The 25,891-nt window shown below is 57.2% G+C and carries 22 protein-coding genes; 18 read left to right on the top strand and 4 right to left on the bottom strand.

Translation table 11 applies throughout. From position 1 onward, the window contains the following. Positions 1-49 precede the first annotated feature (49 nt). From AUC43_RS03735 to porN, 6 genes are all read left to right on the top strand, one after another. Complete coding sequence (locus tag AUC43_RS03735; protein ID WP_068190112.1) at positions 50-880, top strand: uroporphyrinogen-III synthase; 831 nt, start codon at positions 50-52, stop codon at positions 878-880. A gap of 165 nt (positions 881-1,045) precedes the next feature. Then, complete coding sequence (locus AUC43_RS03730) at positions 1,046-2,041, top strand: PorP/SprF family type IX secretion system membrane protein (RefSeq protein WP_068190110.1); 996 nt, start codon at positions 1,046-1,048, stop codon at positions 2,039-2,041. A gap of 248 nt (positions 2,042-2,289) precedes the next feature. Continuing rightward, positions 2,290-3,309 (top strand): T9SS ring complex lipoprotein PorK/GldK, encoded by a 1,020-nt coding sequence (gene porK / locus AUC43_RS03725; protein ID WP_068190106.1) that lies wholly within the window; start codon positions 2,290-2,292, stop codon positions 3,307-3,309. Positions 3,310-3,381: 72 nt separating this feature from the next. Then, positions 3,382-4,191: a type IX secretion system motor protein PorL/GldL gene (gene porL, locus AUC43_RS03720; RefSeq protein WP_068190105.1), complete on the top strand. Its 810-nt coding sequence runs from the start codon at positions 3,382-3,384 to the stop codon at positions 4,189-4,191. A 49-nt stretch (positions 4,192-4,240) separates the two neighbouring features. After that, complete coding sequence (gene porM, locus AUC43_RS03715) at positions 4,241-5,821, top strand: type IX secretion system motor protein PorM/GldM (RefSeq protein WP_068190103.1); 1,581 nt, start codon at positions 4,241-4,243, stop codon at positions 5,819-5,821. A 59-nt stretch (positions 5,822-5,880) separates the two neighbouring features. After that, positions 5,881-6,873 carry a type IX secretion system ring subunit PorN/GldN gene (gene porN / locus AUC43_RS03710; RefSeq protein ID WP_068190101.1) on the top strand — a complete coding sequence of 331 codons (993 nt, stop codon included), beginning with the start codon at positions 5,881-5,883 and terminating at the stop codon, positions 6,871-6,873. A 115-nt stretch (positions 6,874-6,988) separates the two neighbouring features. On the opposite strand, the gene uvrC is transcribed toward porN, so the two are convergent. The 3 genes from uvrC to porW form a co-directional block, all read right to left on the bottom strand. Further along, on the bottom strand, positions 6,989-8,824 hold the full coding sequence (uvrC, locus tag AUC43_RS03705) for an excinuclease ABC subunit UvrC (protein WP_068190099.1): 1,836 nt from the start codon (positions 8,822-8,824) through the stop codon (positions 6,989-6,991). Between the two features lie 132 nt (positions 8,825-8,956). Continuing rightward, positions 8,957-11,296, bottom strand: coding sequence for a penicillin-binding protein 1A (locus AUC43_RS03700; protein WP_233254100.1), 2,340 nt, complete (start codon positions 11,294-11,296; stop codon positions 8,957-8,959). 83 nt (positions 11,297-11,379) lie between these two features. Continuing rightward, positions 11,380-14,508 (bottom strand): type IX secretion system periplasmic lipoprotein PorW/SprE, encoded by a 3,129-nt coding sequence (porW, locus tag AUC43_RS03695; protein WP_157780911.1) that lies wholly within the window; start codon positions 14,506-14,508, stop codon positions 11,380-11,382. 231 nt (positions 14,509-14,739) lie between these two features. Here porW and AUC43_RS03690 point away from each other — a divergent pair, with 231 nt between their 5' ends. The 9 genes from AUC43_RS03690 to AUC43_RS03650 all read left to right on the top strand — a co-directional run bounded on the left by AUC43_RS03690 (position 14,740) and on the right by AUC43_RS03650 (position 21,575). Beyond that, the gene (locus AUC43_RS03690) at positions 14,740-14,967 is read left to right on the top strand and encodes an AtpZ/AtpI family protein (RefSeq protein ID WP_068190094.1); all 228 of its coding nucleotides are present in this window, start codon (positions 14,740-14,742) and stop codon (positions 14,965-14,967) included. Between the two features lie 6 nt (positions 14,968-14,973). Beyond that, entirely contained in the window at positions 14,974-15,363 is a 390-nt protein-coding gene (locus AUC43_RS03685) for a hypothetical protein (RefSeq protein WP_068190092.1), read from the top strand. Between the two features lie 173 nt (positions 15,364-15,536). Then, positions 15,537-16,490, top strand: a complete 954-nt coding sequence (atpB, locus tag AUC43_RS03680; RefSeq protein WP_335340911.1) for a F0F1 ATP synthase subunit A — start codon at positions 15,537-15,539, stop codon at positions 16,488-16,490. A 91-nt stretch (positions 16,491-16,581) separates the two neighbouring features. Next, complete coding sequence (atpE, locus tag AUC43_RS03675) at positions 16,582-16,854, top strand: ATP synthase F0 subunit C (protein WP_068190087.1); 273 nt, start codon at positions 16,582-16,584, stop codon at positions 16,852-16,854. Positions 16,855-17,019: 165 nt separating this feature from the next. Then, positions 17,020-17,514 (top strand): F0F1 ATP synthase subunit B, encoded by a 495-nt coding sequence (locus tag AUC43_RS03670; protein ID WP_068190084.1) that lies wholly within the window; start codon positions 17,020-17,022, stop codon positions 17,512-17,514. Between the two features lie 95 nt (positions 17,515-17,609). After that, complete coding sequence (gene atpH, locus AUC43_RS03665; RefSeq protein WP_068190082.1) at positions 17,610-18,170, top strand: ATP synthase F1 subunit delta; 561 nt, start codon at positions 17,610-17,612, stop codon at positions 18,168-18,170. Positions 18,171-18,284: 114 nt separating this feature from the next. Then, on the top strand, positions 18,285-19,865 hold the full coding sequence (gene atpA / locus AUC43_RS03660) for a F0F1 ATP synthase subunit alpha (RefSeq protein WP_068190080.1): 1,581 nt from the start codon (positions 18,285-18,287) through the stop codon (positions 19,863-19,865). Between the two features lie 100 nt (positions 19,866-19,965). Further along, positions 19,966-20,889: an ATP synthase F1 subunit gamma gene (gene atpG / locus AUC43_RS03655; protein WP_068190078.1), complete on the top strand. Its 924-nt coding sequence runs from the start codon at positions 19,966-19,968 to the stop codon at positions 20,887-20,889. Between the two features lie 317 nt (positions 20,890-21,206). Continuing rightward, a complete protein-coding gene (locus tag AUC43_RS03650) occupies positions 21,207-21,575 on the top strand; it encodes a T9SS type A sorting domain-containing protein (protein ID WP_068190077.1) in 369 nt (122 codons plus the stop codon). A gap of 71 nt (positions 21,576-21,646) precedes the next feature. Here AUC43_RS03650 and AUC43_RS03645 read toward each other — a convergent pair whose 3' ends face one another. After that, positions 21,647-22,360, bottom strand: coding sequence for an HAD family hydrolase (locus AUC43_RS03645; RefSeq protein ID WP_068190075.1), 714 nt, complete (start codon positions 22,358-22,360; stop codon positions 21,647-21,649). A gap of 258 nt (positions 22,361-22,618) precedes the next feature. Here AUC43_RS03645 and pafA point away from each other — a divergent pair, with 258 nt between their 5' ends. From pafA to AUC43_RS03630, 3 genes are all read left to right on the top strand, one after another. Continuing rightward, complete coding sequence (gene pafA, locus AUC43_RS03640; RefSeq protein WP_068190073.1) at positions 22,619-24,334, top strand: alkaline phosphatase PafA; 1,716 nt, start codon at positions 22,619-22,621, stop codon at positions 24,332-24,334. 203 nt (positions 24,335-24,537) lie between these two features. Then, a complete protein-coding gene (locus AUC43_RS03635) occupies positions 24,538-25,104 on the top strand; it encodes an inorganic diphosphatase (RefSeq protein ID WP_068190071.1) in 567 nt (188 codons plus the stop codon). A gap of 78 nt (positions 25,105-25,182) precedes the next feature. Further along, the gene (locus AUC43_RS03630; RefSeq protein WP_068190068.1) at positions 25,183-25,866 is read left to right on the top strand and encodes a DUF6766 family protein; all 684 of its coding nucleotides are present in this window, start codon (positions 25,183-25,185) and stop codon (positions 25,864-25,866) included. The last annotated feature ends 25 nt before the right edge of the window (positions 25,867-25,891 follow it).

The raw sequence follows: 25,891 nt of genomic DNA, 5'->3' as shown, positions 1-25,891 counted from the left end.
GTCCCTTTTTCTCCTCTTATTGTCCTAGCATTACCCTTTATTTTCCTGTATGGCCGAGAGTGCAGATAAGCCGGGTACAGGCCGGCATGCCAAGCGCATCACAAGTATCCTGGTTACCCAGCCCAAGCCCACCAACGACGTATCTCCCTACTTCGCCATTGCCGAGAAATACGGCATCCAAGTCGATTTTAGAGAGTTCATCGACGTGCAGCCCGTATCCTACAAGGATTTTCGGCGCGAAAAAATAAATATACCGGACTACACGGCTGTTATTTTCACCAGCCGGAACGCCGTTGACCATTTTTTTCGCATCTGCCAAGAAGCCAAGCTGGAGATGCCGGCTGAGATGAAGTACTTCTGTATTTCAGAGCAGACCGCCAACTACTTGCAGAAGTACATCGTGCTTCGCAAGCGCAAGCTGTTTGTGGGCCAGCGCACCGCCGCCGACCTGTTTGAGGTAATCAAAAAGCACAAAGGGGAGAACTTCTTGTATCCCTGCTCCGACATTCGGAAGGACGACCTTCCAGTGTTTATGCGTGCCAACAACCTCAAGTTTTCGGAAGCAGTGATTTACCGGACCGTGGCCAGCGACCTGTCCGATTTGTCGGATGTGAAGTACGATTGCATCGCCTTCTTTAGCCCGTCCGGCATCAGCTCGCTTTTCATCAACTTTCCTGATTTTGTGCAGGATGGCACGCGCATTGCCGCGTTTGGCCCCACCACGGCCAAAGCCGTAATTGATGCGGGCCTAATTTTGGATATCGAAGCGCCTCACCCCAATGCCCCGTCGATGACTGGCGCAATCGAGGCTTATATCCGGCGGCATTCCCAGCCCGAAGTGGGAAAAACCAGCTCCAAGAACGCCAATCCAAAGGTCTAAACCGCTTGAGTGATTGAAAACCGGCGCAACCCACCCTTGCGCCGGTTTTTTTTGCCCGAATTTTTTGAAGCGCGTTTTTCACTTACATTTGGAAGCTAGTATCCCCTTCGCGTCTGCCGCCGCCCTACCGCCCGCTTTCTCCTTGCACCGCCAGTGCCCCGCCCTATGAAAGTAACGCTACTCGCGACTCTGCTGCTCAGCGCAGCAGCTGGCACTGCGCTTGCCCAGCAGCAGCCCCAGTTCACGCATTACGGTCTCAATGGCATGTACCTGAACCCGGCCTACGCCGGCATCAAGGGGCAGGGTGAAGTTAGCCTGATTGGTCGCTACCAGTACTTGAACTATAGCGGTACCTTCGACGGCGGCGGTTCGCCACGCACGGGTCTGGTGACGGTTTCTTTGCCGGTTCTGGCCCTCAACGGCGGGGTGGGCCTGGCCGTGTACTACGACCAAGTGGGCCAGTCAAAAATGACCAATGCCGCCCTCTCGTATTCGCAGCACATCAAGTTGGGCTCTGGTAAGCTGGGCGTAGGCATTCAGGGCATCTATACCTATCTGAGCAAAGGCACTTACAATGCCATTGACCCGGAAGACATCAATGTGCCGAAAGATGCTTCCGACAGTAAGTTTGACGCCGGCGCTGGTGTGTGGTACGAGTCGCCCAAGCTCTACGCCGGCTTAAGTCTTAACAACCTTGCTCGCTCCGAGTACTCGTTTAAGAGCGCCGGCACGAAGGGCACCGCAAGCAAGTACTTGGCGGAAAATCATGCTTATTTCACGGCGGGGTACAATATAGATGCTACGTCTTCCGTTGTCGTGACGCCCATGGTTCTCGTGAAAGCCGTATTGCCCGGCAAGTTCTCGAGTACCAGCAAATTTGACAACGCGAAGAACTACTCTTTCGAAGGTGGCGTTCGTGCCACAATTGACGATAAATATTGGGCTGGAGTCAACTACCGCCATCAAGAATCTTTTTCCGGCCTACTTGGCCTGAGCTTTGCAAAAGACAATGCTATGCGCGTCGGTTATGCGTTCGATTTCATTGCTTTCAACCAAGATGCCCGAGCATTCAGTTCCCATGAAATTATGCTCTCTTACCGCTTGCCTAAGCCCGGTTTAGCTACCCGGCCGGCCATCCGTACACCCCGCTATAGCTTCTAATTTTCCTATTTACCGACCTATTCTGCAAGGGTGCTGTTTTTTTCTTTAGTTAGGACAAATTCCAGTCAGGCCTACAGGCTATAAAACGAATTAAACGAGTTATTTACGCCATTCAGCGTGTTTTCCCCTGATTTGGCTCTGTGTAGAAATTATTGGGTATTGCACAGTATCCCAAAAACATGTAGATTTGCCAGCCCATCCAACTGTACTTTAGCGGTATTGGCAACAAAACAGAATTTTTAACTCTCATGAACAAGCTTCTAGCAATATCCCTTTTCGCTATCTCCGGGGCATTATTGGGCGGGTGTGGATTTGGTAAAGGACCTCAGGGCGAACTCGTTGGTTCTGACGACCGTCCTATCTTTAATCCTCAAGAGGTGCCGTTTGGGATGGTGCCTTGCCCGGGTGGTACGTTCCACATGGGCCAGACCGACCAGGACATTTCTGCCTCCATGGTAAACATGAACAAGCAGGTGACCATTGCCGGCTTCTACATGGACGAAACGGAAATCACCAACAATGAGTACCGCCAGTTCATGGACAACATCAAGCAAGACTCGCTGGATGTGCTGGGCGAAGAGTACGTGATGACGGAACTGTATCCGGATACCACCGTGTGGGTACGGGACTTTACCTACCACATGGGTGACCCATTGCTGGAGTACTACTATACGCACCCGGCTTTCGACGACTATCCAGTAGTTGGAGTGGATTGGTTTGCTGCGAAGTATTTCTGCAACTGGCGCACCAAGTTCCGGAATGCGGCACGTGAGGAAAGTGGTTATGCCAACGACCCCAACTTCCGTCTGCCTTCCGAAGCGGAGTGGGAGTATGCTGCTCGTGGTGGCCGCGACCTGGCTACCTACCCATGGGGCGGTCCTTACTTGCGTAACACCAAAGGCTGCATGCTGGCGAACTTTAAGCCAGGCCGGGGTGATTATGCTTCCGATGGCTTTGCCTATACGGCTGAAGTAGGTTCGTTCTTCCCCAACGACTTCGGCCTGTACGACATGGCCGGCAACGTGTCGGAATGGTGTGATGATGCTTATATGGAGGCTTCGGTTCCGGTAGTATGGGACTTGAACCCAACCAATCCAGATGATAACGAGCCTCGCAAAGTAGTTCGGGGTGGTTCGTGGAAGGACATTGCTTACTTCCTCGAAACCGGTACTCGCAACTTCGAATACCAAGACTCTGCTCGCTCATACATCGGCTTCCGCTGCTCGATGATTCAGATTGGCATGGGTAGCAACAATTCCCTCAACTAAGGTTCCAAACGGCTAACGCCACATCCACCACCCTACCCATTAACACCTTCTCCAATCAATAGTTAAATTCTCATGGCAGCTAAAGGAAGTTTTCTCTACGATACGCTGATGCCCAAAATCTATGGCATCGGTGCAGCAGTTGTAATCGTCGGTGCACTATTCAAAATTGAACACTGGAACGGTGCTGACACGATGCTTATCGCAGGTTTGAGCACGGAAGCCGTTATCTTCTTCCTCAGCGCATTCCAACCGCAGTCGAAGGAGCACGATTGGTCGTTGGTATACCCCGAATTGAGCGAAGGCTATGACCCTTCGACGGGCAACCCTAGCTTCTCGACCGATAATTCGGCCAAGGGCCTGACCATGAAGTTGGACGACATGCTGAAGAACGCCAACGTTACTCCCGAGGCGCTCACCAACCTGGGCCAAGGCTTGAACCGTCTTAGCACCACCACTTCGCAGCTTTCGCAATTGGGCGAGGCTACCAACGTGACCGACGAATACACCAAGAAGGTGCGTTCGGCTGCTGAGTCGCTCGATAAAATCAACGTGGCCTATGGTAATACGGTAGAAGCTATTTCGGCCATGTCGAATGCTACTTCCGATGCCAAAGAGTACCACATGCAGGTACAGAACGTGACCAAGAATCTGGGCGCTCTGAACGCTGTTTACGAAATGGAGCTGCAGGACGCCAACACGCACCTGAAGTCCATGAACCAGTTCTACGGTACGCTCAGCAAGGCCATGGATAACATGACCCAGGCTGGCAAGGACACCGAACAGTTCCAGAAGCAAGTATCTGATTTGACGAGCAACCTCACATCGCTCAACCGTGTGTACGGCAACATGCTGAACGCCATGCGGGCTCCGGCCCAAGCCTAAACCTTAGGCAACAATTCAGTTCTTCATCCAATTTTAGAGGAAACAGATAATGGCAGGCGGAAAAGAAACTCCGCGGCAGAAGATGATTGGCATGATGTACCTCGTGCTAACGGCTCTTCTGGCGCTTCAAGTGAACTCAGCAATTCTGCTGAAGTTCAAGTTTATTGACGACAGCTTGCTGAGCGTCAATGACAAAACATCGGTTGCTGCCGACGGTACCGTGAAAGGTATTCAGGCGGCGGTGGTGAAAAACCAGAACCAAGCCCGTGACCAGGCCGTGTTGAAGCAAAGCGAGGAAATTCGTCAGAAGACGAAGGACATCGTCGCTTACCTGCGCGATGTGCGTGAGCAGCTTTTGAAGGCTACTGAAAACACTGCAGGTGAGGTTAAGAACATGAGCGGTGAAGACAAGGTAGCCATCACCATGCTCGGTGGTAAGAAGAACGGCATCGCCTACACCACCATGAAGCCCAAGCTGAACGAGTACGCTGAGTACATGAAGCAGTTTGTGCCTTCGGCCACTCCGCTGGCGCTTGACGCCAAGGAGGATGCCCGGGTGACGGAAAAATCGCAGAAAACCAAAAACTTCGCTGAGCTCAACTTCGAGAATACCCCTGTAGTTGCCGCCTTGGCCACCATCTCCCAAAAGGAAACGGAAATCCTGAAGATGGAAGCCGAAGCATTGCAGAAGCAAGCGGAGAAAGTAGGTGCCAAAACCATCGTATTTGACAAAATTGGTGCTTTTGCTAGCGCTGAATCGAACACGGTAGCTGCTGGTACTAAATACAAAGCTGAGCTTTTCCTAACGGCATCAGCTTCGAGCATTAGCCCACGGATGACGTTGAATGGTTCGCCCATCCCCGTTGGTCCCGACGGCCATGGCAAGATTGAGTTTACGGCTCGCCCAGGCAACTTTGATGCTTCCGGCAACGCCAAGGCTTTCTGGACCGGTACCATCCGTTTCAACCAGAATGGACGGGATACTACTTTCACAAAGAAGGTGGAGTATACCGTTACCAAACCAGTTATGCAGATTCAGTCGGCTTCGGTACAGGCCCTGTATTTCAAGTGCGGCAACAAGCTCAACGTATCAGTGCCTGCTTTGGGTGCTCAATACAAGCCTAGCTTCTCGGCTTCGGGTGCCTCCGTGCTGCCTGGTGCCAAGACCGGCGACGTAACCCTGGTGCCCAACTCTAAAGAAGTAACCTTGAACGTGAGCAGCGGCGGCAACGCCATCGGCTCGCAGACGTTCCAGGTTCGTCCCATCCCCAAGCCTACCATTGAATGCTTCGTAGGTGGCCGTCAGGTAAACGAAAAGCAGGGTACTCCCGGTACTGCTGTGCGCTCGATGACGCTGCGTGCTATTCCCGACGCTGGCTTTGCCACTTTCCTGCCGGATGATGCCCGGTACCGTGTGTCTCGCTACGAGGTAACGCTGGTACGCGGCCGCCGCCCTGCCATTGCTACGAGAACGGTAAACGGTCCCGAGGCTAACCTTAGCGATATTGTGAATGCTTACCGCGAAGGCGACCGCATCTACATCGAAGTGAAGGAAGTACAGCGCTTGAACTTCCAGGGCAATATTGAGACGGTGAATGTGTCCAAGCAATTCAACGTGCCCCTGCTATAATATCACAGGCGCTACCCACGTTAGCGAACTATCTTAAAGTAAATCTGCTTTTGCCCGATATGAAATCTATTCACACCTTGGCTGCTATTGCTGCTGGTTTGTCGTTGTCGCTCACTGCTTCGGCCCAGGAGCAAGCCACTACGGCCACCAGCACGGGTTCGCACCGGCCCATTCCGCCTTCGGACCAAATGTTCCGCAAGAGCATCTGGCGCCAGGTCGACCTGCGCGAGAAGCAGAACAAACCCATGTTCTCGGAAGGCAAGGAAATCAGCCGCATCATCCTCGAAGCGGTGAAGCGCGGCGAACTGCAGGCTTACAAAAGCGACTCGCTTACTTCTACGTTCAACCCGCAAGAAGTAACCGGCAACATGTCTTACGTTGACGAAGGATTCAAGCTGAGCGACGAAGAGAAAGCCGCTGGTTTCAGTGAGAAAGACCTGAACGGTGGTGGCAGTGACGACGGCTGGGGCACTCCCGCTCCCAAAAAGGGCGCAAGCAAGGCCACTGCTGCCAACACCATTCGTCGGCCCAAGCTGGACAAGAACGGCAAGCAGCTGAAGGACAAAAAGGGCAAGGTGATTATGGAAACGGTAGCTGCTGCTCCCGTTGCTGCACCTGCTCCGGCTGGCAACGAGTACCGCTACAAGGATTTGTATGAGATGGAAATAAAGGAGGATATGATTTTCGACAAGAAACGGTCGAGAATGTATCATGACATTAAGTCCATTACGCTGCTGGTACCTTCGACACTGCCCTCGAACACTTCGGGTATTGAGAAGCCCATCGGTACGTTCAAGTACAGCGACTTGGTGAAGGTGTTCCGCGCTAACCCGGAGAACGCCATCTGGTTTAACGCCGAGAACGACGCGCAGCACAAGAACCTGGCTGACGCCTTCGAACTGTGGTTGTTTAACTCCTACATAACCAAAGTGTCGAACGCTGGCGACAGCCGTCTCGATGACATCTACGGCGGTGCCCAGCAAGGCATCCTCGCAGCCCAGCAGACCGCTGCTGACCTGATTGAATATGAGTACAACCTGTGGAGCTTCTAAACTACAAATTGGCTCAACGTTGAGCTGATTTCATGGATTGTGAAGTCAACTAAGGTAGAAATAAAAGGCCCCCGCAGTAAGCATTGCGGGGGCCTTTTTCGTGTGCCCAGCCTTGTTAGCTGGGAAGCTGTCTGGCGGGCATGGGGTGGGTGGGCGCCTCGTTTTCGGCGAAGTAATTCTGGAGAACCTTGGCTTTGGCTTTACCCACCTCAGCAATGAGCTCGGCCTCGGTGAGCTCCCGGATTTTTTTGACCGATTTGAATTTGTTGAGGAGCTTGTCGGCGGTAATGGGGCCGAGGCCTTTTACATCGGTTAGCTCCGTTTTTAGGGTGGCCGCGTCGCGGCGGGAGCGGTGGAAGGTGATGCCGAAACGGTGCACTTCGTCGCGCATGCGCTGGAATAGGCGCAGGGATTCGCTTTTCTTGTCGATGTAGAGCGGCAGCGGGTCGTTGGGCACGTAGATTTCCTCCAGGCGCTTGGCGATGCCGATGACGGGAATCTGCCCCCAAAGGTTTAAGTCCTTCAAGGCCTTTACGGCCATGCTGAGCTGACCTTTGCCGCCGTCGACGATAACAAGCTGGGGTAGGCTGGCTCCTTCATCAACAAGGCGGCGATAACGGCGCGATACCACTTCGTACATGGAATCAAAGTCGTTGGGGCCCACGACGGTCTTGATGTGGTAGTGGCGGTAGTCCTTCTTGCTGGGCTTCGCGTTGCGGAAGCAAACCATCGCGGCCACGGGGTTGTCGCCCTGGAAGTTGGAGTTGTCGAAGCACTCGATGTGTTTCGGGAGCTCGGTGAGGCGCAGGTCCTTCTTGATGGTTTCCATGATGCGCACCTCGTTGAGGTCCTTGCTGCGGTCGTTCATGCTTTCCTTTTCCTTGCGGGCGTAAAGCACGTTCTTAAGGGCCAGCTCAATAAGCTTGCGCTTATCGCCAATTTGAGGTATTGATACGGTGACGCCTGGCAGGGGGAGTTCCAGGGCCACGTTGGTGAGTATTTCGCGGGATTCGCTTTCGAATTCCTGGCGCATCTGCATCACCAAGGGCGCTAGGATTTCGGCATCCTCCTCGTCCAGCTTCTTCTGCACTTCCAGCGACTGGGTGAGAATGATGGCGCCGTTCATCACCTTGAGGTAGGTGATAAAGGCCGATTTCTCGTTGCTGGCGATGGCAAACACGTCGATGTTGGTCAGTGTAGCGTGAACGATGGTGCTCTTCACCTGGAAGGCCTCAATCTTATCGAGCTTGACCTTGAACTGGTGTGCCAGCTCGTATTGCATGTCCTGGGCAGCGGCAGTCATCTGCTCGCGGAAGTACTGCTTGGGCACGCGCAGGTCACCGTTGAGGATGTTGCGGATTTGCTGGATGTAGCCGTTGTACTGGGCTTCGTCCTCGTGGTTTTCGCAAGGGCCCTTGCAATTGCCCAAGTGGTACTCCAGGCAAACCTTAAACTTACCGGCAGCCACGTTTTGCGGGCTCAGGTTGAAGTTGCAGGTGCGCAATGGGTATAGTGCCCGGATGAGCTCCAGGAGCACGTTCAGGGCCGTGCCATTGGCGTAAGGGCCGTAGTAGCGCGAGCCGTCGTTAATCTTGTTGCGGGTGGGAATGAGACGCGGGAACCGCTCGTTGGTCAGACAGATGTACGGATACGTTTTGCCATCCTTGAGCAGGATGTTGTACTTGGGCTGGTGCTGTTTGATGAGGTTGTTCTCGAGCAGAAAGGCATCGGATTCGGAGTCCACAATCGTGAATTCGATGCGCTTGATGTTCTTGACCAGTTGCTGGGTTTTCTTGTTGTGGTCTTGCTTGGTGAAGTAGCTGCTCACCCGCTTGCGCAGGTCGATGGCCTTGCCCACGTAGATAATGCCCTCATCGTCAAAATACTTGTACACGCCGGGCTTGTGGGGCAGGGCGCTTATTTGGGCTTGCAGGTGCTCTTTGGCGGCCATAAATCACGGATTTAGACGGGTTGTACGGATTTTCTGCAAGGACGAACACCCGGTACAACGGTACTGAGAACAACAAAAAATGGCCGACGAAAGGTCGCCGGCCACGAAGTAAAAGGGAAAGCTGCCAAGGCGCTAAATATCTTCCTCGCTCAAGTCGACCGGGTCGCGGCGGTTTAGCTTCTGCGCATCGGGAATGGTGTCGCGCTGGCCACCGTAGTATTTCGAGCAGTCGATTTCGATGCTGAGTGGGGCGGCAGGCTTGGGGAACGGGGCGGTGCTGATGCCGATGCTCTTATCCTTGTACACCTTCTGCATAAACAGGCCGTAGAGGGGCAGCGCCAGCCGCGCGCCCTGGCCGTAAGCGCCGGTGCGGAAGTGAATGCTGCGGTCTTCGCCGCCTACCCACATGCCGCACACGAGGTCGGGGGTGATGCCCATAAACCAGGCGTCGGAGTAGTTGGAGGTGGTGCCGGTTTTGGCCCCGATTTCATAAGGGAAGTTGAAGCCCGTGTGCAGGATGGTGCTGGTGCCGCCGGGCTCGGTGGTGCTGGCCTGCAGCATGTTCGTCATGATGTAAGCCGTTTCCTCGCTCAGCACTTCTTTGGTTTGGGGCACAAACTCGCGCAGCACGTTGCCGTTCTTGTCCTCGATGCGGGTGACCATGATGGGGGCCGTCCAGACGCCTTTGTTGACGAACGTAGAGTAGACCCCGCACAACTCGAAAATGCTGCAATCGGACGTGCCAAAGCCCATCGACGGCACGGCGTCGACCGGAGAGGTGATGCCTAGGCGCTTGGCGTAGGTGGCGACGGTTTCGGGCGTGAGCTTCATTACCAGCCAGGCGGTGATGGAGTTCATGGAGCGGGCCAGGGCCTGGCGCAAGGTAAACACGCGACCCGTAAAACCGCCCTCGAAGTTTTTGGGCGTGTAGGCCTCGCGGCCTGCTACCGCCGGAAACGTGGTGGCCACATCGGGCCGCGGGTAGCAAGGCGAAAAGCCCTGGTCGATGGCCGCCGTGTACACAATGGGCTTGAACGTGGAGCCCGGCTGGCGCTTGCCCTGGCGCACGTGGTCAAACTTGAAGAACTTGTAGTTGGGCCCGCCCACCCAGGCCTTCACCTGGCCATTGAGCGGGTTCATGGCCATGAAGCCGGCTTGCAGGTAACGCTTGTAGTAGGCCAGCGAGTCGAGCGGCGACATCAGCATCTCCTTCTCGCCCTGCCAGGTAAACACCGGCATCTTGTACTTCTTGTGCAGGTAATAATTCACCGAATCGCGGTTGCCGTCGTAGATGTTCATCAGCGACTTGTAGCGCTGGGTGCGCCGCATGGCCGTGTTCAGAAAGTCGGGGATGACCTTGCCGGTTTCGTCGCGCCAGGGCAGCTGGCCCTTCCAGTGCGCGGTGAACCACTTCTGCTGCAGGGCCAGGTGCTCGGCCACCGATTTCTCGGCGTAGGCCTGCATGCGCGAATCGATGGTGGTGTAGATTTTCAGGCCGTCGGCGTAGAGGTCGTGGTCGGTTTCCTTGGCCCAGGCCAGCAGCGACTTCGCCACCTCGGCCCGGAAATACGGCGCCAGACCTTTGGCCGGGTTCTCCACCGAGTAGTGCAGCACAATGGGCTTGGCTGTGTCGGCGGCCAGCTCCGCGGCGGTGATGTAGTGGGACTTGGCCATTTGGCGCAGCACCCAGTTGCGGCGCCTCTTGGAGCGCTGCGGGTGGGCCACGGGGCTAAAGCGCCCGGGCGCGTTCACGATGCCCACCAGGGTGGCGGCCTCGGGCGTGGTCAGCTCCTTGGGCTTCTTGTTGAAGAAGGTTTTGGCGGCTGTGTTGATGCCAAAGGAGTTGGAGCCATACTCCACAGTGTTGAGGTACATGCGCATGATTTCGCGCTTGGTGTAGTTCCGCTCCAGGCGGATGGCCAGAATCCACTCCTTGGCCTTGGTGATGAGCAGGCCCACTTTGCCGGTGCCGTTTAGGGTACCGTCGTTGAGGTCGCCCCGGGTGCGGAACAACACCTTGGCCACCTGCTGGGTGAGCGTGGAGCCGCCGCCGTTGTGGTTGAACGTGGCCACGCCGGCCACGGCCCTGAACACGCTTTTCATGTCGATGCCCGAGTGCTGCTCAAAGCGGACGTCTTCGGTGGCAATCAGGGCATCAATCAGGTTCTGGGGCAGGTCCTTGAACTCCACCGGCGTGCGGTTCTCGCGGAAGTATTTGCCCAGTAAAACCCCATCGGCCGAATAAATTTCTGAGGCCAGCTCCGAGCGGGGATTTTCCAGGGTTTTGAGGTTGGGCATGCGCCCAAACAAATTCAGAAAGTTGCCGCTCACCGCCAGCACAAACAAGCCCAGCCCCACCACGCCGGCGCCAAACAGCAGCCACATGGTGCGCGTGAACGCCATAAACCGCCCCTTGCGCACAGTTTTCAGGGGCGTCGGCTTGGGGCGGCGGGCGGGGGAGGAAGTGGGCATATGAAATAAAGACAGAATAATTAAGCAAAAATAAAGCCTCCAGCGTGGGCCGGAGGCTTTAAGCATTTCCAGCCCACCGAAAATTACTTATAAATGCGCTGATAAAAGGTCAAATACCCGGCCAAATCCCCGCTGGCTTGCAGCAAGGCCAGGTTTTCCATGCTGATAACCAGGGTTTGGTAGCCCGCGCCCCGCAGCCGGGCCAGGGGCGACTGCGGCCCGCGCAGCTTGGTGGCATAGCTCTGGGCTACTTTGGCGCCCGGCAGCGTTCGCACCACCAACGCTTGGTCGTCCCCCAGCGCCGGGGCCTCCAGCTGCAGGTTATTGGCCCGGAAAAACCGGTTGTTGTAAGTCGTCAGTTGAGCTGCCAGGTCGGCGGCCGGTGGCGTGGCTTTGGGAAATACCAGCACTACCGCGTGCGGCCCGCTTAGCTGGGTGGTGTAGGCCGTGGCCGGGGCGGCCGGGGGCGAAGGCACTGGAGCTGAAGTCGAAGGAGCCGCCGGGGCGTTACCGCCGGGCGCGGGGGCATTGCCAGGAGCGGAGGCCGGCGGAACCGTAGTTGAAGCAGTGGGCGCAGGTGCCGACCCAGGCGATGGCGTAGAAACAGGTTGAGCTGAATCTGGGAGCTTTGTGGAAGCTGATGGGCTGAGTGCGGTAGCCGGAGCCGACTTAACCGTGCCAGCAGGCAACGCAATTTCAGGGCTGCCCGAAATAGGGGAGGCAGGTGCCGGAGTCTCTTTAGGCGCCTCAGCCGGGGTAGCCGACGTGGGGTTCAGTGCCTTGGCCGGCGTTTCGTTTTCCTTGAAGAAAATGCGCATCCGGTTCTCTACCTCACCCGGCCGGAAAACCGACACCACCGGCTTTTCCGTGGATGCCAGGGCGCCAGCTATCTGCCCAGCGCTTTGCCTTTTGTAGGTTTCGGCCAGTTCCTGGGCCAGCGGCACCAGCGGGCTTTCGGGGTAGGATTGGTAGAACTTCTCGACCGACGCTCGTGCCGTGAGCGGAGGCTGGGTGCGGATAACCAACAGCGTTTTCAAGTAAGCCACCCGGTCGGATAAGTCGCTCTTGGGGTACAACTTCTCGGTGCGGGCCAGCACGGCAGTTGCCTTCTTAAACTGTTGGTTTTTATAAAAGGTAAAGGCCGAATCGACGCGGCTGGCCACGGCGTTGTGCAGCGCCAGCTCGTGCTCGCGGTAGAGCGGGTCGGCAATCAGCTTGGCATACACAGAAGTGGGAAATTCGCGTTGCAGCGCCGCCGCGTATTGGGCCATCTTGCCCGCATCGGGCTTGTCTTTGTAGTACAGATACAGCAGATAGTAGGCATCGGGAGCGTGCTGGCCGCGGGGGTAACGGGCCACCTCTTTCTCGTAGGTTTCAAAGCCTTTTTCCCGCTCCTTGAGTTGTTCCTTGTAGATGCCTGCCAGCTCATACAACGCTGCTTCTACCTGCGCGTCCGAAGCTTGGAGCTGCGCCGGGGTGAGGGGCAGCTGGCTTCGGTATTGGGCTAGCAAAGCGCTTTTCTGCGCCACCGGGTCGGCTGCCACAGCGGCAGTGGTGGCAGTAGCCGCCGAGTCGGCCCGTGCGCCCGTGGGCCGCGGCGCACCGTTGGTACCGCTATTATTGAGGGCTGCGGGCGCCCCCGCGTTGCGGGGCGCATTGGGGGAGCTGTTGGCCTGGCTGCTGATGCGCCAGTTGTCTTGGAGCTGGCGGTTGCCCCATTTCCGAACGAAGTCAGCACGCGCTGTGCCCAGGGTAGCGGGGTTATCGAAGTACCACTTGCCGGCCGAGGCCGGGGCCATGGGGTCGAAGGCCGTCAGGTTGTCGTTGGCGGGGCTACCGGGCAGCGTACTCAAGCCCGTGTTGCTGGTACGGGAAGCAAACTCAGCTGCTTTGTCGTTGGCTTTCTGCAGTGCCGCCAGCCGGTCGGCTTCCTTCTGCTTTAGCTCAATTTCGGCGTCGGCGTACAGGTTGAGCTTTTGGTCGAGCGCCTCTGGGCTCAGGCGGGCCAGGGCCTGCAGGCTGTCCTGCGTTTCGATGATGGTGTACTGCTTGGCAAAATCCCTCAAAATCTCGCTGCGCTCTTTTATGGCAGCGTACGTCTTGGCTTCCTTGGCCAGGTTCTGCACCGTGCTGTCGTAGTACGCCGCCGCGAGGCGATACTTCTGCAGGTCTTCGTAGTAGATGCGGCCGGCCAGCAGGTACGTATAGCTTTTCTGTAGGCGGTTGGTGGTAGTGGCTTGAATGGACTTTTGCAACAGCTTCAGCGCCTCCGGGAAATTCTTTTCGCGGTAGTTGAGCCGCGCCATCTCGTAGTAGACCTTGTCGCGGTAGTCCTTATTCTTGGAGTCCTTGAGCAGCGCCGCAAAGTACTTGTCAAGCCGGGCGCGGTCCTTCTGATTTAGGTCCGACACTTGGGCCAGCATCAGCTTGGAAAAAAAGTCCAGCTCATACGGCGGGTTGCGCGCCAGTATCTGGTTGAGCTGGTCGTAGGCTTTCTTGTTCTCGCCGGCGTCCTGGTAGAGCTGCGCCAGTACGTAGCGGGTGCGCGACCGTTCGTTTTTCAGCTCAATAAGCGGAATGGCGCGTTCCAGCTGCGGAATGGCCTTCGCGGGCTCGTCGGTGCGGATGTAGTAGTCGGCGCGGGTCAGAAACAGCTGCCGCGCGTCTTTGGGCAGGCCACTTTCCTTGTCTAGCAAGTCCGATACGGCCTTGGCGCTCTCGTATTCGCCCTGCGCCACGAAGGTGCGCATGAGCCCAATCAGTGCCTCGTGCTTGGCGTTGGGGTCCTTGCTGGTGGAATTAACGTACTTAAACGTGAGCGCCGCATCGTCGAACTGCATCTGGTAAAACCGCGACCAGCCCACCAAGATGTAAGCGTCATCGGTCCAGTCGGAGCCGGGCCGGTGCTGAATCGGCATCGAGGCCTTTTTAATAATATCGTTGAGCTCCGCCCGGTTGGCCCGCACCGAAGCACTGTCCAGGGTCGGAAACAGCGGCAGGGTCTGGTTGTAGTCGTTCACGCGGGCCGCGTAAAGCTTGTCCTCCGTTTCGTGCAGCTTCTCGCGGGCCAGGAAATAGGCATTGTCGCGCGCGGCCACGTTGTTGAAGGCGTGCGAAACCAGGTTTTTATCCGACGCACAGCCCGCCGCACCTATCCCCAACAGGAAGGCGAGCAACGCAGCCCAGCGGTATTTGAGCAAATGTCGTGTCAAAGTCAAGAGAAGGAATAAAGACAACCAACTGGCCGCGAAACGCCGGCAGCAAACCGAACTGTTCGTTTGAGCGCCCCGGTACTGGAGCGCTAACGTGGGCAGGAGAGTAAACGTAGGTAGAGGAGTAAAATTACGTTTTTTCATTTCCGTGGGCACGGTCCCGTTTCAGGCAGGTAAGATTGCTGGATTTTTGCCCATTACCTTTCTGCCCCTGTTATTTTCCGCATTGCCATGGCTTCCGAACCGACTAAGCCCGAGACTCCCGCCGACCAGGCCAGTAATGTGGCCAAGTATTCCGGCATTGCCTTTACCATGCTGGCCATTATCGGGCTCAGTGCCTGGGCCGGCACCTGGCTCGACGGCCATTTTCATAATACCACCCCGTACTACACAGTGGGCCTGATGGTGCTGGGGTTGTTTGTGGCGCTTTACCAAGTCATCCGCTCCCTCACGAAATAATTTTCGATGCCCCGTTTCCTGCTGTACCTGGCTGCGTTCACCCTGGCGCTGGCCGCCATCATCTACCTGCTAAGCGCCCAATTTGGCCCCCACATTATTCACCCGTATTCGGCGCGGGTTCTGCTGCTGTTGGCCGTGCTCACGGGCGGCACATATTACCTCACCGCCCGCGTCACGGCCGTAAAGCAGGACTATTTCATCGCCGCGTATTTCGGCGGCGTGGTGCTGCGTTTCCTGGGGTCAATCCTGGTGCTGGGCATCTACTTATACCGGGCCGGCGGGGTGCATAACCAGGGCACTATAAGCTTGCTCATTGCCTTCTTCATCCTGTACTTTTTGTATGCTGGATTTGAAATCTGGGCTATCCTTAGTAACTTGCGCCCGTTTTCAAAATAAGGGTAAACGGCTCGCGCGCTCCTTCCGCCGCTGCCGTCCCTAAGTCAGCCTTAATGAAGCATTTACTGCTCGCCCTCTGTTTTTTCTTCACACTGCCTTCATTTGCAGTTCAGCACGAAACGGGTGCTGTTGAAGCCGCCCAGTCGGAAAATTTCGACCCAGGCAAAGTAATCATGGAGCACGTTGCCGACGAGCACGAATGGCACTTCGCCACGTTGGGCAACGAGCACACCGGCACCCACGTTACCCTGCCGCTGCCCATTATTGCCTACCAGCCCAGCAAAGGCCTGTCGGTGTTTTCCTCGAGCCAGTTTCACCACTCGGCCAACGGTACCTACAACGGCCTGAAGATTGAAGAAGGCCACTTGGTCGCCGAAGACGGCAGCAAGGTCTACGACTTCTCCATCACCAAGAACGTAGCCTCGCTCATGCTGAGCTGCGTGATTTTGATTCTGATTTTCCGGGCGGTGGCCAGCGGCTACACCAAGCGCCACGGCCGTGCGCCCAAGGGCATTCAGTCCATGTTGGAGCCCATTGTTATCTTCATTCGTGACGAAGTAGCCAAGAAGAGCATCGGCCCGAAGTACGAGCGTTACATGCCGTACCTGCTCACCATTTTCTTCTTCATCTGGTTCAATAATCTGCTGGGCCTCACGCCCGGCGCAGCCAACCTGAGCGGCAACATCACCGTCACGTTCATGCTGGCCGTGGCCACGCTGCTCATCACGCTGTTCAGCTCCAACAAGTACTACTGGGGCCACATCTTCCGTCCCCCAGGCGTGCCGCTGTGGCTGCTCCCCATCATTGTGCCGGTAGAAATCGTGGGCATTTTCATTAAGCCCATTTCCCTGATGGTGCGACTCTTCGCCAACATCACGGCCGGTCACATCATCATTCTGAGCTTTATCAGCCTGATTTTCCTGTTCAAGTCGGTGGCTGTGAGCCCGCTGTCGCTCGCCTTCGGCTTGTTTATCAGTATGCTGGAGTTGTTGGTGGCGCTGCTGCAGGCCTACATCTTCACGCTCCTGTCGGCCATGTACATCGGCGGTGCCGTGGAAGACCACCACGATGCCGACTTCCAGATGGGCTACGACGATGGTTCGGAAACGACCCACGCTACCCACTAATCCACGTTTTTCCTGCGAACCCGCGGCGCTCCTCCCCCCAGTCGCGATTAGCTGATTTTCAATTTCTTTTTTTCCCTCTTTTTCAAAATTTATGCTTCTCTCTTTGTTCTTGCAGGCTGTTGCCGCTGTTGCCGAAAACGGTAATAACCTTGCCGTAATGGGTGCCTGTATTGGTGCTGGTCTGGTTGCTTTGGGTGCTGGTGTTGGTATCGGCCGCATTGGCGGTAGCGCCATGGACGCCATTGGCCGTCAGCCCGACGCTTCGGGTAAAATTCAGACGGTGATGCTGATTGCCGCCGCTCTTATCGAAGGTCTGGCCCTGTTCGCAGTGGTAGTCTGCCTGCTGGTGAGCTTCAAACTGTAGAAGTAGCCGCTACAAGTTCGGCAGCCCGCTGGCGCGTCCGCCCCTCGCGGCGCGGCGCGGGCTGCTTTCTTTAGTATCAAGCAGTAAGTAGCGAGTATCTAGATAGTCGTTTTCTACGTGCCCGGTGCTTGCTACTTACTACTCACTACTTATTACTAACAGAGTATGGACTTAATCACCCCCCAATTGGGCCTGCTGTTCTGGCAGACGGTCCTGTTCTTACTGCTCCTGTTCATCCTGACCAAGTTTGCCTGGAAGCCCATTATGGCTTCGTTGCGCGAGCGGGAAGACAGCATCGAAAGCGCCCTGCGCATGGCCGACCAGGCCAAAATTGAGATGCAGCAGCTGAAAGCCGGTAACGAAAAATTGCTTGCCGATGCCCGCCAGGAGCGCGACCGCATGATGCAGGAAGCCCAAGTAATGGTCAACCAATTCCGCGAAACGGAAAAGACCAAAGCCGTGGAAGAAGCCAACCGCATCACGCAGCAAGCCCGCGAAGCCATCCAGACCGAGAAAAACGCCGCGCTGGCCGAGGTGAAAAACACCGCCGCCCAGCTGTCGGTCGACATCGCCGAGCGCATCCTGCGCCGCGAACTCGCCGAGCCAGCCGCCCAAACGCAGCTGGTGGATTCGTACCTGAAAGACGTTAAACTGAACTAGTTGCTGGTTGTTGGTTGTCAGTTGTGAAGTCGGTAAACGCCGATAGCAACGAGCCTGACAACTGACAACGACTAACTAACAACTAATACAATCCAATGGCTGACCAACGAGTAGCGGCCCGCTACGCCAAGTCGCTCCTCGACTTGGGCAAGGAAATGGGCACGCTGGAAAGCGTGAAGGAGGACATGGACTTGCTGAGCAAGACCATGGCCGAAAGCCGTGAGCTGCGGCTGTTGCTGCGCAACCCGATTGTGAAGCACGACAAGAAGCTGGCCATCTTGAACGCCATCTTCAAAGGCAAGGTGTCGGACATGACCATGCGTTTCTTCACCATCCTCACCGACAAAAACCGGGAGGCGGCGCTGGAAAGCATGGGCACCGAGTTTCAGGTGCAGTACAACGCCATGCAGGGCATTCAGATGGCGGAAGTGACTTCGGCCACCCCGCTGACTGCGGCCTCACGCGCGGAGCTGGAAAAGCTGGTAACCCAGCACACCGGCCTCACGCAGGTGAAACTCGCCGAGAAGGTGGATGCGGACCTCATCGGTGGCTTCGTGCTGCGGGTGGGCGACATCCAGATTGATGATTCGGTGCGCACCAGCCTTCGCAAGATGCGCATCTCTTTGCAAGAAAATAGTTACTCTGGTAGTCTGTAGCTGGTAGTTACCCGTCGGTAGGGGAGAGTCGGAAACGACGGCCTGCCGCCGACCACCAACCGCCCTTTACCGACTACTGACTACCCGATACTTAATACTAAACATTCCCAAACCATGGCAGAAGTACGTCCGGACGAAGTATCCGCAATCCTGCGGCAGCAGCTGTCCAATTTCAAGTCCGAAGCCGAGCTGGAAGAAGTCGGCACCGTGTTGCAAATTGGCGACGGTGTGGCCCGCATCTACGGACTGAGCAAAGCCCAAGCGGGCGAACTGATTGAGTTTGAGAACGGCCTGCAAGGCCTCGTGCTCAACCTCGAAGAAGACAACGTAGGTGCCGTACTGCTCGGCGACTACTCGGGCATCCAAGAGGGCGCCACCGTGAAGCGTACCCGCAAAATTGCCTCGATTAAAGTAGGCGAAGGCATCGTGGGCCGTGTGGTAAACACCCTCGGCCAGCCCATCGACGGCCGTGGCCCCATCCAGGGTGAGCTGTACGAAATGCCTCTCGAGCGCAAGGCTCCTGGTGTAATCTTCCGTCAGCCCGTAACCGAGCCGATGCAAACCGGCATCAAGTCAATTGACGCCATGATTCCGATTGGCCGTGGTCAGCGCGAGCTGATTATCGGCGACCGCCAGACCGGTAAGTCGGCTGTGGCCATCGATACCATCCTGAACCAGCGCGAATTCTACGAAGCGGGCCAGCCCGTATTCTGCATTTACGTGGCCATCGGCCAGAAGGCTTCGACCATCGCCCAGGTGGTGCAGTCGCTGACCAAAGGCGGTGCCATGGACTACACGGTGGTAGTCGCCGCTCCGGCTGCTGACCCGGCTCCTCTGCAGTTCTACGCTCCCTTTACCGGTGCTGCTATCGGCGAATTCTTCCGCGATACGGGTCGTCCCGCTCTCGTGGTTTACGACGACTTGTCGAAGCAGGCCGTGGCTTACCGCGAGGTGTCGCTGCTGCTCCGTCGTCCTCCCGGACGTGAGGCGTACCCCGGCGACGTATTCTACCTGCACAGCCGCTTGCTCGAGCGGGCCGCTAAAATCAACGCTTCGGACGAAATCGCCCGGAACATGAACGACCTGCCCGACAGCATCAAGCACTTGGTAAAAGGCGGCGGTTCGCTGACGGCTCTTCCCCTGATTGAGACGCAGGCGGGTGACGTATCGGCTTACATCCCAACCAACGTGATTTCCATCACCGACGGCCAGATTTTCCTCGAGACGAACTTGTTCAACTCGGGTGTGCGTCCGGCCATCAACGTGGGTATCTCGGTATCGCGCGTGGGTGGTAACGCCCAGATTAAGTCGATGAAGAAGGTGGCCGGTACCTTGAAGCTTGACCAGGCTCAGTTCCGCGAACTGGAAGCCTTCGCCAAGTTTGGTTCCGACCTCGACGCCTCGACCAAGCTCACCATCGAGCGTGGCCGTCGCAACCTTGAAATCCTGAAGCAGCCCCAGTTCTCGCCCGTGAAGGTGGAAGACCAGGTGGCCATCATCTACGCCGCCACCAATGGCCTCCTCGACAGCGTTCCGGTTAACCGCGTGCGTGAGTTCGAGAAGGAGTTTGGCCAGGTGATGAACTCGCGCTACCCCGACGTGCTGAAGGCCCTGAAGGCTGGTAAGCTGGAGGACGCTGGCACCAAGGCCATCCGCGAGGTAGCCAAGGACGTGTCGGCGAGCTACGCGGTTTAAGTTATGAATTATGAGTTATGAATAATGAGTGGCCGAGAGGCGCTCATTATTCATAGCATTCAACTCATAACTCATAATTTATAACTCATAATTAAGATAAATGGCAAGCTTAAAAGAAGTCCGCAGCCGCATTCAGTCGGTGACGAGCACGCAGCAGATTACCAAAGCCATGAAAATGGTGGCGGCGGCCAAGCTGCGCCGTGCCCAGGACAACATCATCCGGATGCGGCCTTACGCCCAGCGCCTGAACACCATTCTGGCGAACCTGACGCGCACGGCCGATGCCGACATCGTAAGCGAATACGGCGTAGCCCGCGACGTGCGCAAGGTGCTGGTCATTGCCGTTACCTCGGACCGCGGTCTGGCGGGCGCGTTCAACTCGAACGTGTTCAAGGGTGTGAATGCCCTCGTTGCCGAGCGCTACGCCAATCTGCCGGCCGCCAACATTTCGTTTTTGGCAATTGGTAAGAAGGCACACGACTACTACACCCGCAAAGGCAACATTGTGGGCAACTTCACGCACGTATTCGCCAAGCTCTCGTTTGAGACGGTGCGCGAAGCGGCGGAAGTGGCCATGGATGGCTTCCGCAACGGCACCTACGACGAGGTGGTGATGGTGTACAACGAGTTCAAGAACGTGGCCACGCAGATTGTACGCACGGAGCAGTTGCTGCCCTTGGTGCAAGTGGCATCGGTGCTGGCTCCTGCCACGCCACGTGAGGCGAAAATTGCCAATGTGCTGGCCGAAACCACGGCCAACGTGGACTACCTGTTCGAACCCAGCAAGGAGGAAATCGTGCAAACGCTGATTCCGCAGTCGCTCAAAATCAAGCTCTACAAGGCGGTGCTGGAAAGCAACGCTTCGGAGCACGGCGCCCGGATGACGGCCATGGACAAAGCCACCGAAAACGCCGGTGAGCTACTCAAGGCCCTCAAGCTGACTTACAACCGGACGCGTCAGGCAGCCATCACGACCGAGATTCTCGAAATCGTGGGCGGTGCTGAAGCACTGGCGGCTGGCTAGCCCAAGCACGCGGTTGAGCTGCCTACTGGTGGCTCGATGGTTGCGCTTGTTCTTTATTTAGCGCTAATTATAGAAAAAGGCCCGTCTCTCTTAGAGGTGGGCCTTTTTTATGCACTCGAAAGAATGAAGAACGCCAAAAATTTGTGCTAAGAGCGTCCCTTTTCAGGGTTCGTCGTGAATGACCCAGGGTTGGTCGTGAAAGCACCGCTATTGGGCAAGTCCCGCATACCGACTCGTGTATGGCTGCGTTGAATCAGCATCGCTGCACTGCTGGCGAAGCTGCTACCTCTATTCTTTCGTCCTTTCACACCTTAGCTATGTTCACCATCACTTCCGCTGCGCTCCTTTCAAGCAGCCGCCAACTGGCCATGCCGTTGCCATTATTTATGCTATTGGCCGGGCCAACGGCCCGTGCGCAGGCCCCCAAAACCCTGGCGGATTTGAGCGTGTACCCCAATCCGGCGCACATCCGTGCCACGGTGAAAGTGCCGGCAGTACCCGGCGCAGCCCGCGCTACCGTGACGATGAGCGACGCACAGGGCACCGTGGTATTTGAGCAGCCAGTGAGCCTCATGGAAACGGGCGGCGCTGCTGAGGTGCCCTTGTTGGGCCGCCCGGCTGGTTTGTACCGGGTGCAGGTACAAGTCGGCGACCAGCGCGTGGCCCGCACCCTGACGGTGGAATAAGCAGATGCCTAATGGTAGGGGTGCCAACCTTGGGGCCTCTACCACTGGCTATTATGATTTTATAGTGCCGCTTAAAGGTGCATGTACTGACGCTGGGCGCGCTGCTTGTCGGGCTTGGGGGCCTGGGCCTGCTGCTCGAGTAGCTCCAGCAGCCGCTCGGGGGTGAAGCCAGTGAAGTCTTTAATGACGGCGAGCGGGGCCTGAAAATCCTTTTCCTTCAGCGAGGAGGCCACGGCTACCACGCGCATGCCGGCTTTATAGGCCGCCTGTTCGCCCAATACGGCGTCTTCGAACACGATGCAGTTTTCGGGCTTTGCGCCCAGCTTAGTGGCTACCGCAGTGAAGGTATCGGCGTGGGGCTTGCCTTTGTCCACATCGTCCTTGCCCACTACCACGTCGAAGTAGCGGCGCAGGTCGAGGTGGTCGATGATATAGGTGATGGTTTCAGGGGCCGAGCCTGTGCCCAGCCCAATTTTGAACCCGGCGGCGCGGGCGGCCTCTAGAAAGGGAAGCAGTCCGGGCATGGCGCGCCGCTTGGTCCAGTAGAGAGTGCGGTATAGGAACTCGCGCTGCGAGGCGTATTCCTTGAGCTTCTTCTCAGGCACGGGGTTGCGAAACACCGTTTTGAGAATGTCGGTAGCCGGCATGCCGTTGAGCCGGCGCAGTAGCTGTCGGGCATTGGTAGTCAGGCCCAGGTCGCGGAATAAGAGCTGAAAAGCTCGGGCCTGGTAGGGCGTGTTGTCGACGAGTACGCCGTCCATGTCGAAGATGAGGGAGGGTTTCAAGGCAATGAGGGATGAGGAGTTAGCTTGTTTTGGGCGGTCATGCAGCGTGCCGCGAAGCATCTCGCATGGGTTAGGGATTCAATCTTCTGTCATGCTGGCGCAGGAAGCATCTTATCTCGTCAGCAAGGGTCGTTTTGCGGTGATAAGATGCCTTCCTGCGCTCAGCATGACAAACGGCGCGAGCAAGATGCGTTGCGGCGCTCGGCATCAGAGAGTGCGGGGGTATCTTTGCGCCCACGTAGCCTTACCTGTTTTCTCTTGAAAAAGATTTTAGCCTTTTCGCTGGCGGCGTTGCTGGCCGTTCCTTCCTTTGGCCAGAAAGTGAGCAAGCCAGTGCCCCGGCCCAAGCTTGTCGTTGGCATCGTGATTGACCAGATGCGGTACGACTACCTCTACCGCTACTGGAGCAAGCTGGGCAATGACGGCTTCAAGCGCTTGCTGGGCCAAGGCTTTAGCTTCGAAAGCTGCCACTACAACTACGTGCCCACCTACACCGGGCCGGGCCACGCCAGCATCTACACGGGCGCCACGCCTTCGGCCAACGGTATCATCGGCAACAACTGGTGGGAGCGCGAAACCGGCCGCGGCACCTACGTAACCGAGGACCGCACCGTGCAGCCCGTAGGCGGCAGCGTTCTGGCCGGGCAGCAGAGCCCGCGCCACCTGCTCACCACCACCATCGGCGATGAGCTGCGGCTGGCCACCAACTTCCAGAGCAAGGTAATTGGGCTGAGCATGAAGGACCGGGGCAGCATTCTGCCGGCCGGCAACGGCGCCAACGCCGCTTACTGGTATGACGGCGAAAACGGCGCCTTCATCAGCAGCACGTTCTACATGAAGCAGCTGCCGGAGTGGGTTACCAAGTTCAACGCCCAGGGCCGGCCGGCGCAGTACCTCAGCAAGCCCTGGGAAACCCTGCTGCCCTTGGCCCAATACACCGAAAGCTCGGCCGACGACGTGCCGTGGGAAAGCGTATTTAAGGGCGAAACCACGCCCACCTTCCCCCACGACCTACCGCGGCTGAGCGCCGCGCCGGTGGCCTCGGTCAAGTCGTTGGAGAAGGCGGCCGGTGAAGTATCGCCCCAACCCGCTCCCCAGAACCTGGACCTGATTCGGTCCACGCCCTTCGGCAACAGCCTCACCGCCGATTTTGCCATTGAAACCCTGCGGGCCGAGCAGTTGGGCCAGCGCGCCGGCATCACCGACATGCTTGCCGTGAGCTTCTCCTGCACCGACTACGTGGGCCACCAATTTGGCGCCAATGCCGTCGAAACCGAAGACACCTACCTGCGCCTCGACCGCGACCTGGCCCGCTTGCTGGCCGACCTCGACAAGACCGTGGGCAAGGGCCAGGCCCTGGTGTTCCTCACCGCCGACCACGGCGCTGCCCATGCGGTGGGCTTCCTGCAGGAGCACCGCCTGCCCGGCGGCGGCGTGGGCATCGCCCAGATGCGCGACTCGGTGCAGCGCGTGCTCACGCGCCGCCACGGCCTCGGTGCCTGGGTGCTCGACTTTGAGAACCTGCAGGTGTACCTCAACCGCCCCCTGCTGGCCCAGAAAGGCCTGGACCTGGCCAAAACCCAGGAAGAAGTAGCGGGCATCTTGCGCACGCTGCCCGGCGTGGCCCTGGCCCGCACCGCCTCCGACCTGCAAAACGCGCACTGGAGCGCCGGCGCCGGCATGTTTGAGGAAAACGGCTTCTACGCGCCGCGTTCCGGCGATGTGCTGGCCGTGCTGCTGCCCGGCTGGCTCGAAGCCTATTCGTTTCCGGTGATCAAAGGCACGACCCACGGCGCTTCCTGGCAATATGATACGCACGTGCCGCTACTTTTTTGGGGCTGGCACGTAAAGCACGGCGAATCCACGGCGCCTGTGCACGTGGTTGACATTGCCGCGACCCTGGCGCGCTTCCTGCACATCCAGGAACCTAGCGGCTGCTCAGGAGTTCCATTAGCTGAAGTACTGAAATACTAAGTAGCAACTCCCCTCCTTGCTAAGGAGGGGATGTTCGAGCCGGTGGCTCGAATGGGGGTGGCGGAATCGTTGAACGACTCGGGTTAGAATCGTTCGCGTATCGTTCAACGGCTCAACCACCCCAGCTGGCACTTTGCGCCAGCGTCCCCTCCTTGGTAAGGAGGGGAGCTTTGTTCTGTCTTATCCCAATCCATTTACGATACATGACCCCCCATTTCAACCCCTGGCACGATGTAACGCGCGGCGACGAAACCCCCAAAGTCGTTCAGTCTATCATTGAAATTCCCAAAGGCAGCAAAGGCAAGTACGAGCTGGATAAAGAAAGCGGCCTGCTGAAGCTCGACCGCGTGCTGTTCTCGGCCGTGCACTACCCCGCCGCCTATGGCTTCATCCCGCAAACCTATTGCGATGACAAGGACCCGCTCGACATTCTGGTGCTCTGCTCCGTCGACATCGTGCCCATGTGCCTCGTGGAGGCCAAAGTCATTGGCGTGATGCAGATGGTGGACCAAGACGAGGAGGACGATAAAATTATCGCCGTTGCCGCCCACGACATTTCCGTCAACCACTACAACGACATCAGCGACCTGCCCCCGCACACGCTGCTGGAAATGCAGCGCTTCTTTGAGGACTACAAGGCCCTGGAACACAACAAGCACGTGGTGGTGGAACGGTTTATGGGCCGTGAAGATGCCTACCGCATCATCAACGACAGCATTACGCTCTACGAAGAAACCTTCGGCGAGAAGAAGCTGGTAAAGGCCGAATAACCAGCGTCCGGTCGGGCCATGGTCCGGCTTTGTTGCGCCGGTTCCACCCTCCAGGCACTTTTCACGTAAAGGCGAAGCATGACTATCAAGCGTCCTGCTTCGCCTTTTTGGCGTTTTTGTTACGAAAACGGTTTGTTGCTGGTCGTTAGCCTGTTAGTACTGCTGACCTTAACGGGGCAATTCTTCACGGGCTGGCACGACTACAACGACGAGCTAAAGGAAATGGGGCTGGCCCAGCTATCGGCCGGGCAGTACTTCACTTCCGGCCATTTCCTGGAAGCAACCTTCGAAAACTGGGAAAGCGAGTTCCTGCAAATGGGCCTCTACGTGGTGCTCACCGTGTGGCTGCGCCAGAAGGGCTCCTCCGAATCGAAAAAGCTCTACGAAGACGAAGACGTGGATGCCGAGCCCGACCCCAACAAGCCAAATGCGCCGGGCCCCGTACGCCAGGGCGGCTGGGTGTTGACCATCTACAAAAGCTCGCTCAGCATTGCGCTCTTCGCATTGTTTTTCGGCTGCGTGTGGCTGCATGCCAAGGGCGGGGCCGAAGTGTACACCATCGAGCAGGCGCACGAGGGCAAGGCGCCGGTGAGCACGCTGCAGTACCTGGGCACATCGCGCTTCTGGTTTGAGTCCTTTCAGAACTGGCAGAGCGAGTTTCTCAGCATTGTGAGCATCGTTGGGCTGAGCATCTTTCTGCGCCAGCAAGGCTCGCCGGAAAGCAAGCCGGTGGATGCCGAGCACGCCGAAACCGGGAAGTAAACCGGCCCAGACTGCGGCCGCTGAG

This window comes from Hymenobacter sedentarius, from assembly GCF_001507645.1.
Taxonomy (GTDB): Bacteria; Bacteroidota; Bacteroidia; order Cytophagales; family Hymenobacteraceae; genus Hymenobacter; species Hymenobacter sedentarius.
Note: the sequence above shows the minus strand (reverse complement) of the source record. Positions and strands in the feature narration are given on the sequence as shown.

Excerpts from the sequence above, each read along its gene's own strand:
- AUC43_RS03735 (WP_068190112.1), top strand. The coding sequence starts at position 50 with ATGGCCGAGAGTGCAGATAAGCCGGGTACAGGCCGGCATGCCAAGCGC.
- AUC43_RS03730 (WP_068190110.1), top strand. The coding sequence starts at position 1,046 with ATGAAAGTAACGCTACTCGCGACTCTGCTGCTCAGCGCAGCAGCTGGC.
- porK (WP_068190106.1), top strand. The coding sequence starts at position 2,290 with ATGAACAAGCTTCTAGCAATATCCCTTTTCGCTATCTCCGGGGCATTA.
- porL (WP_068190105.1), top strand. The coding sequence starts at position 3,382 with ATGGCAGCTAAAGGAAGTTTTCTCTACGATACGCTGATGCCCAAAATC.
- porM (WP_068190103.1), top strand. The coding sequence starts at position 4,241 with ATGGCAGGCGGAAAAGAAACTCCGCGGCAGAAGATGATTGGCATGATG.
- porN (WP_068190101.1), top strand. The coding sequence starts at position 5,881 with ATGAAATCTATTCACACCTTGGCTGCTATTGCTGCTGGTTTGTCGTTG.
- uvrC (WP_068190099.1), bottom strand. The coding sequence starts at position 8,824 with ATGGCCGCCAAAGAGCACCTGCAAGCCCAAATAAGCGCCCTGCCCCAC.
- AUC43_RS03700 (WP_233254100.1), bottom strand. The coding sequence starts at position 11,296 with ATGCCCACTTCCTCCCCCGCCCGCCGCCCCAAGCCGACGCCCCTGAAA.
- AUC43_RS03690 (WP_068190094.1), top strand. The coding sequence starts at position 14,740 with ATGGCTTCCGAACCGACTAAGCCCGAGACTCCCGCCGACCAGGCCAGT.
- AUC43_RS03685 (WP_068190092.1), top strand. The coding sequence starts at position 14,974 with ATGCCCCGTTTCCTGCTGTACCTGGCTGCGTTCACCCTGGCGCTGGCC.
- atpB (WP_335340911.1), top strand. The coding sequence starts at position 15,537 with ATGGAGCACGTTGCCGACGAGCACGAATGGCACTTCGCCACGTTGGGC.
- atpE (WP_068190087.1), top strand. The coding sequence starts at position 16,582 with ATGCTTCTCTCTTTGTTCTTGCAGGCTGTTGCCGCTGTTGCCGAAAAC.
- AUC43_RS03670 (WP_068190084.1), top strand. The coding sequence starts at position 17,020 with ATGGACTTAATCACCCCCCAATTGGGCCTGCTGTTCTGGCAGACGGTC.
- atpH (WP_068190082.1), top strand. The coding sequence starts at position 17,610 with ATGGCTGACCAACGAGTAGCGGCCCGCTACGCCAAGTCGCTCCTCGAC.
- atpA (WP_068190080.1), top strand. The coding sequence starts at position 18,285 with ATGGCAGAAGTACGTCCGGACGAAGTATCCGCAATCCTGCGGCAGCAG.
- atpG (WP_068190078.1), top strand. The coding sequence starts at position 19,966 with ATGGCAAGCTTAAAAGAAGTCCGCAGCCGCATTCAGTCGGTGACGAGC.
- AUC43_RS03650 (WP_068190077.1), top strand. The coding sequence starts at position 21,207 with ATGTTCACCATCACTTCCGCTGCGCTCCTTTCAAGCAGCCGCCAACTG.
- AUC43_RS03635 (WP_068190071.1), top strand. The coding sequence starts at position 24,538 with ATGACCCCCCATTTCAACCCCTGGCACGATGTAACGCGCGGCGACGAA.
- AUC43_RS03630 (WP_068190068.1), top strand. The coding sequence starts at position 25,183 with ATGACTATCAAGCGTCCTGCTTCGCCTTTTTGGCGTTTTTGTTACGAA.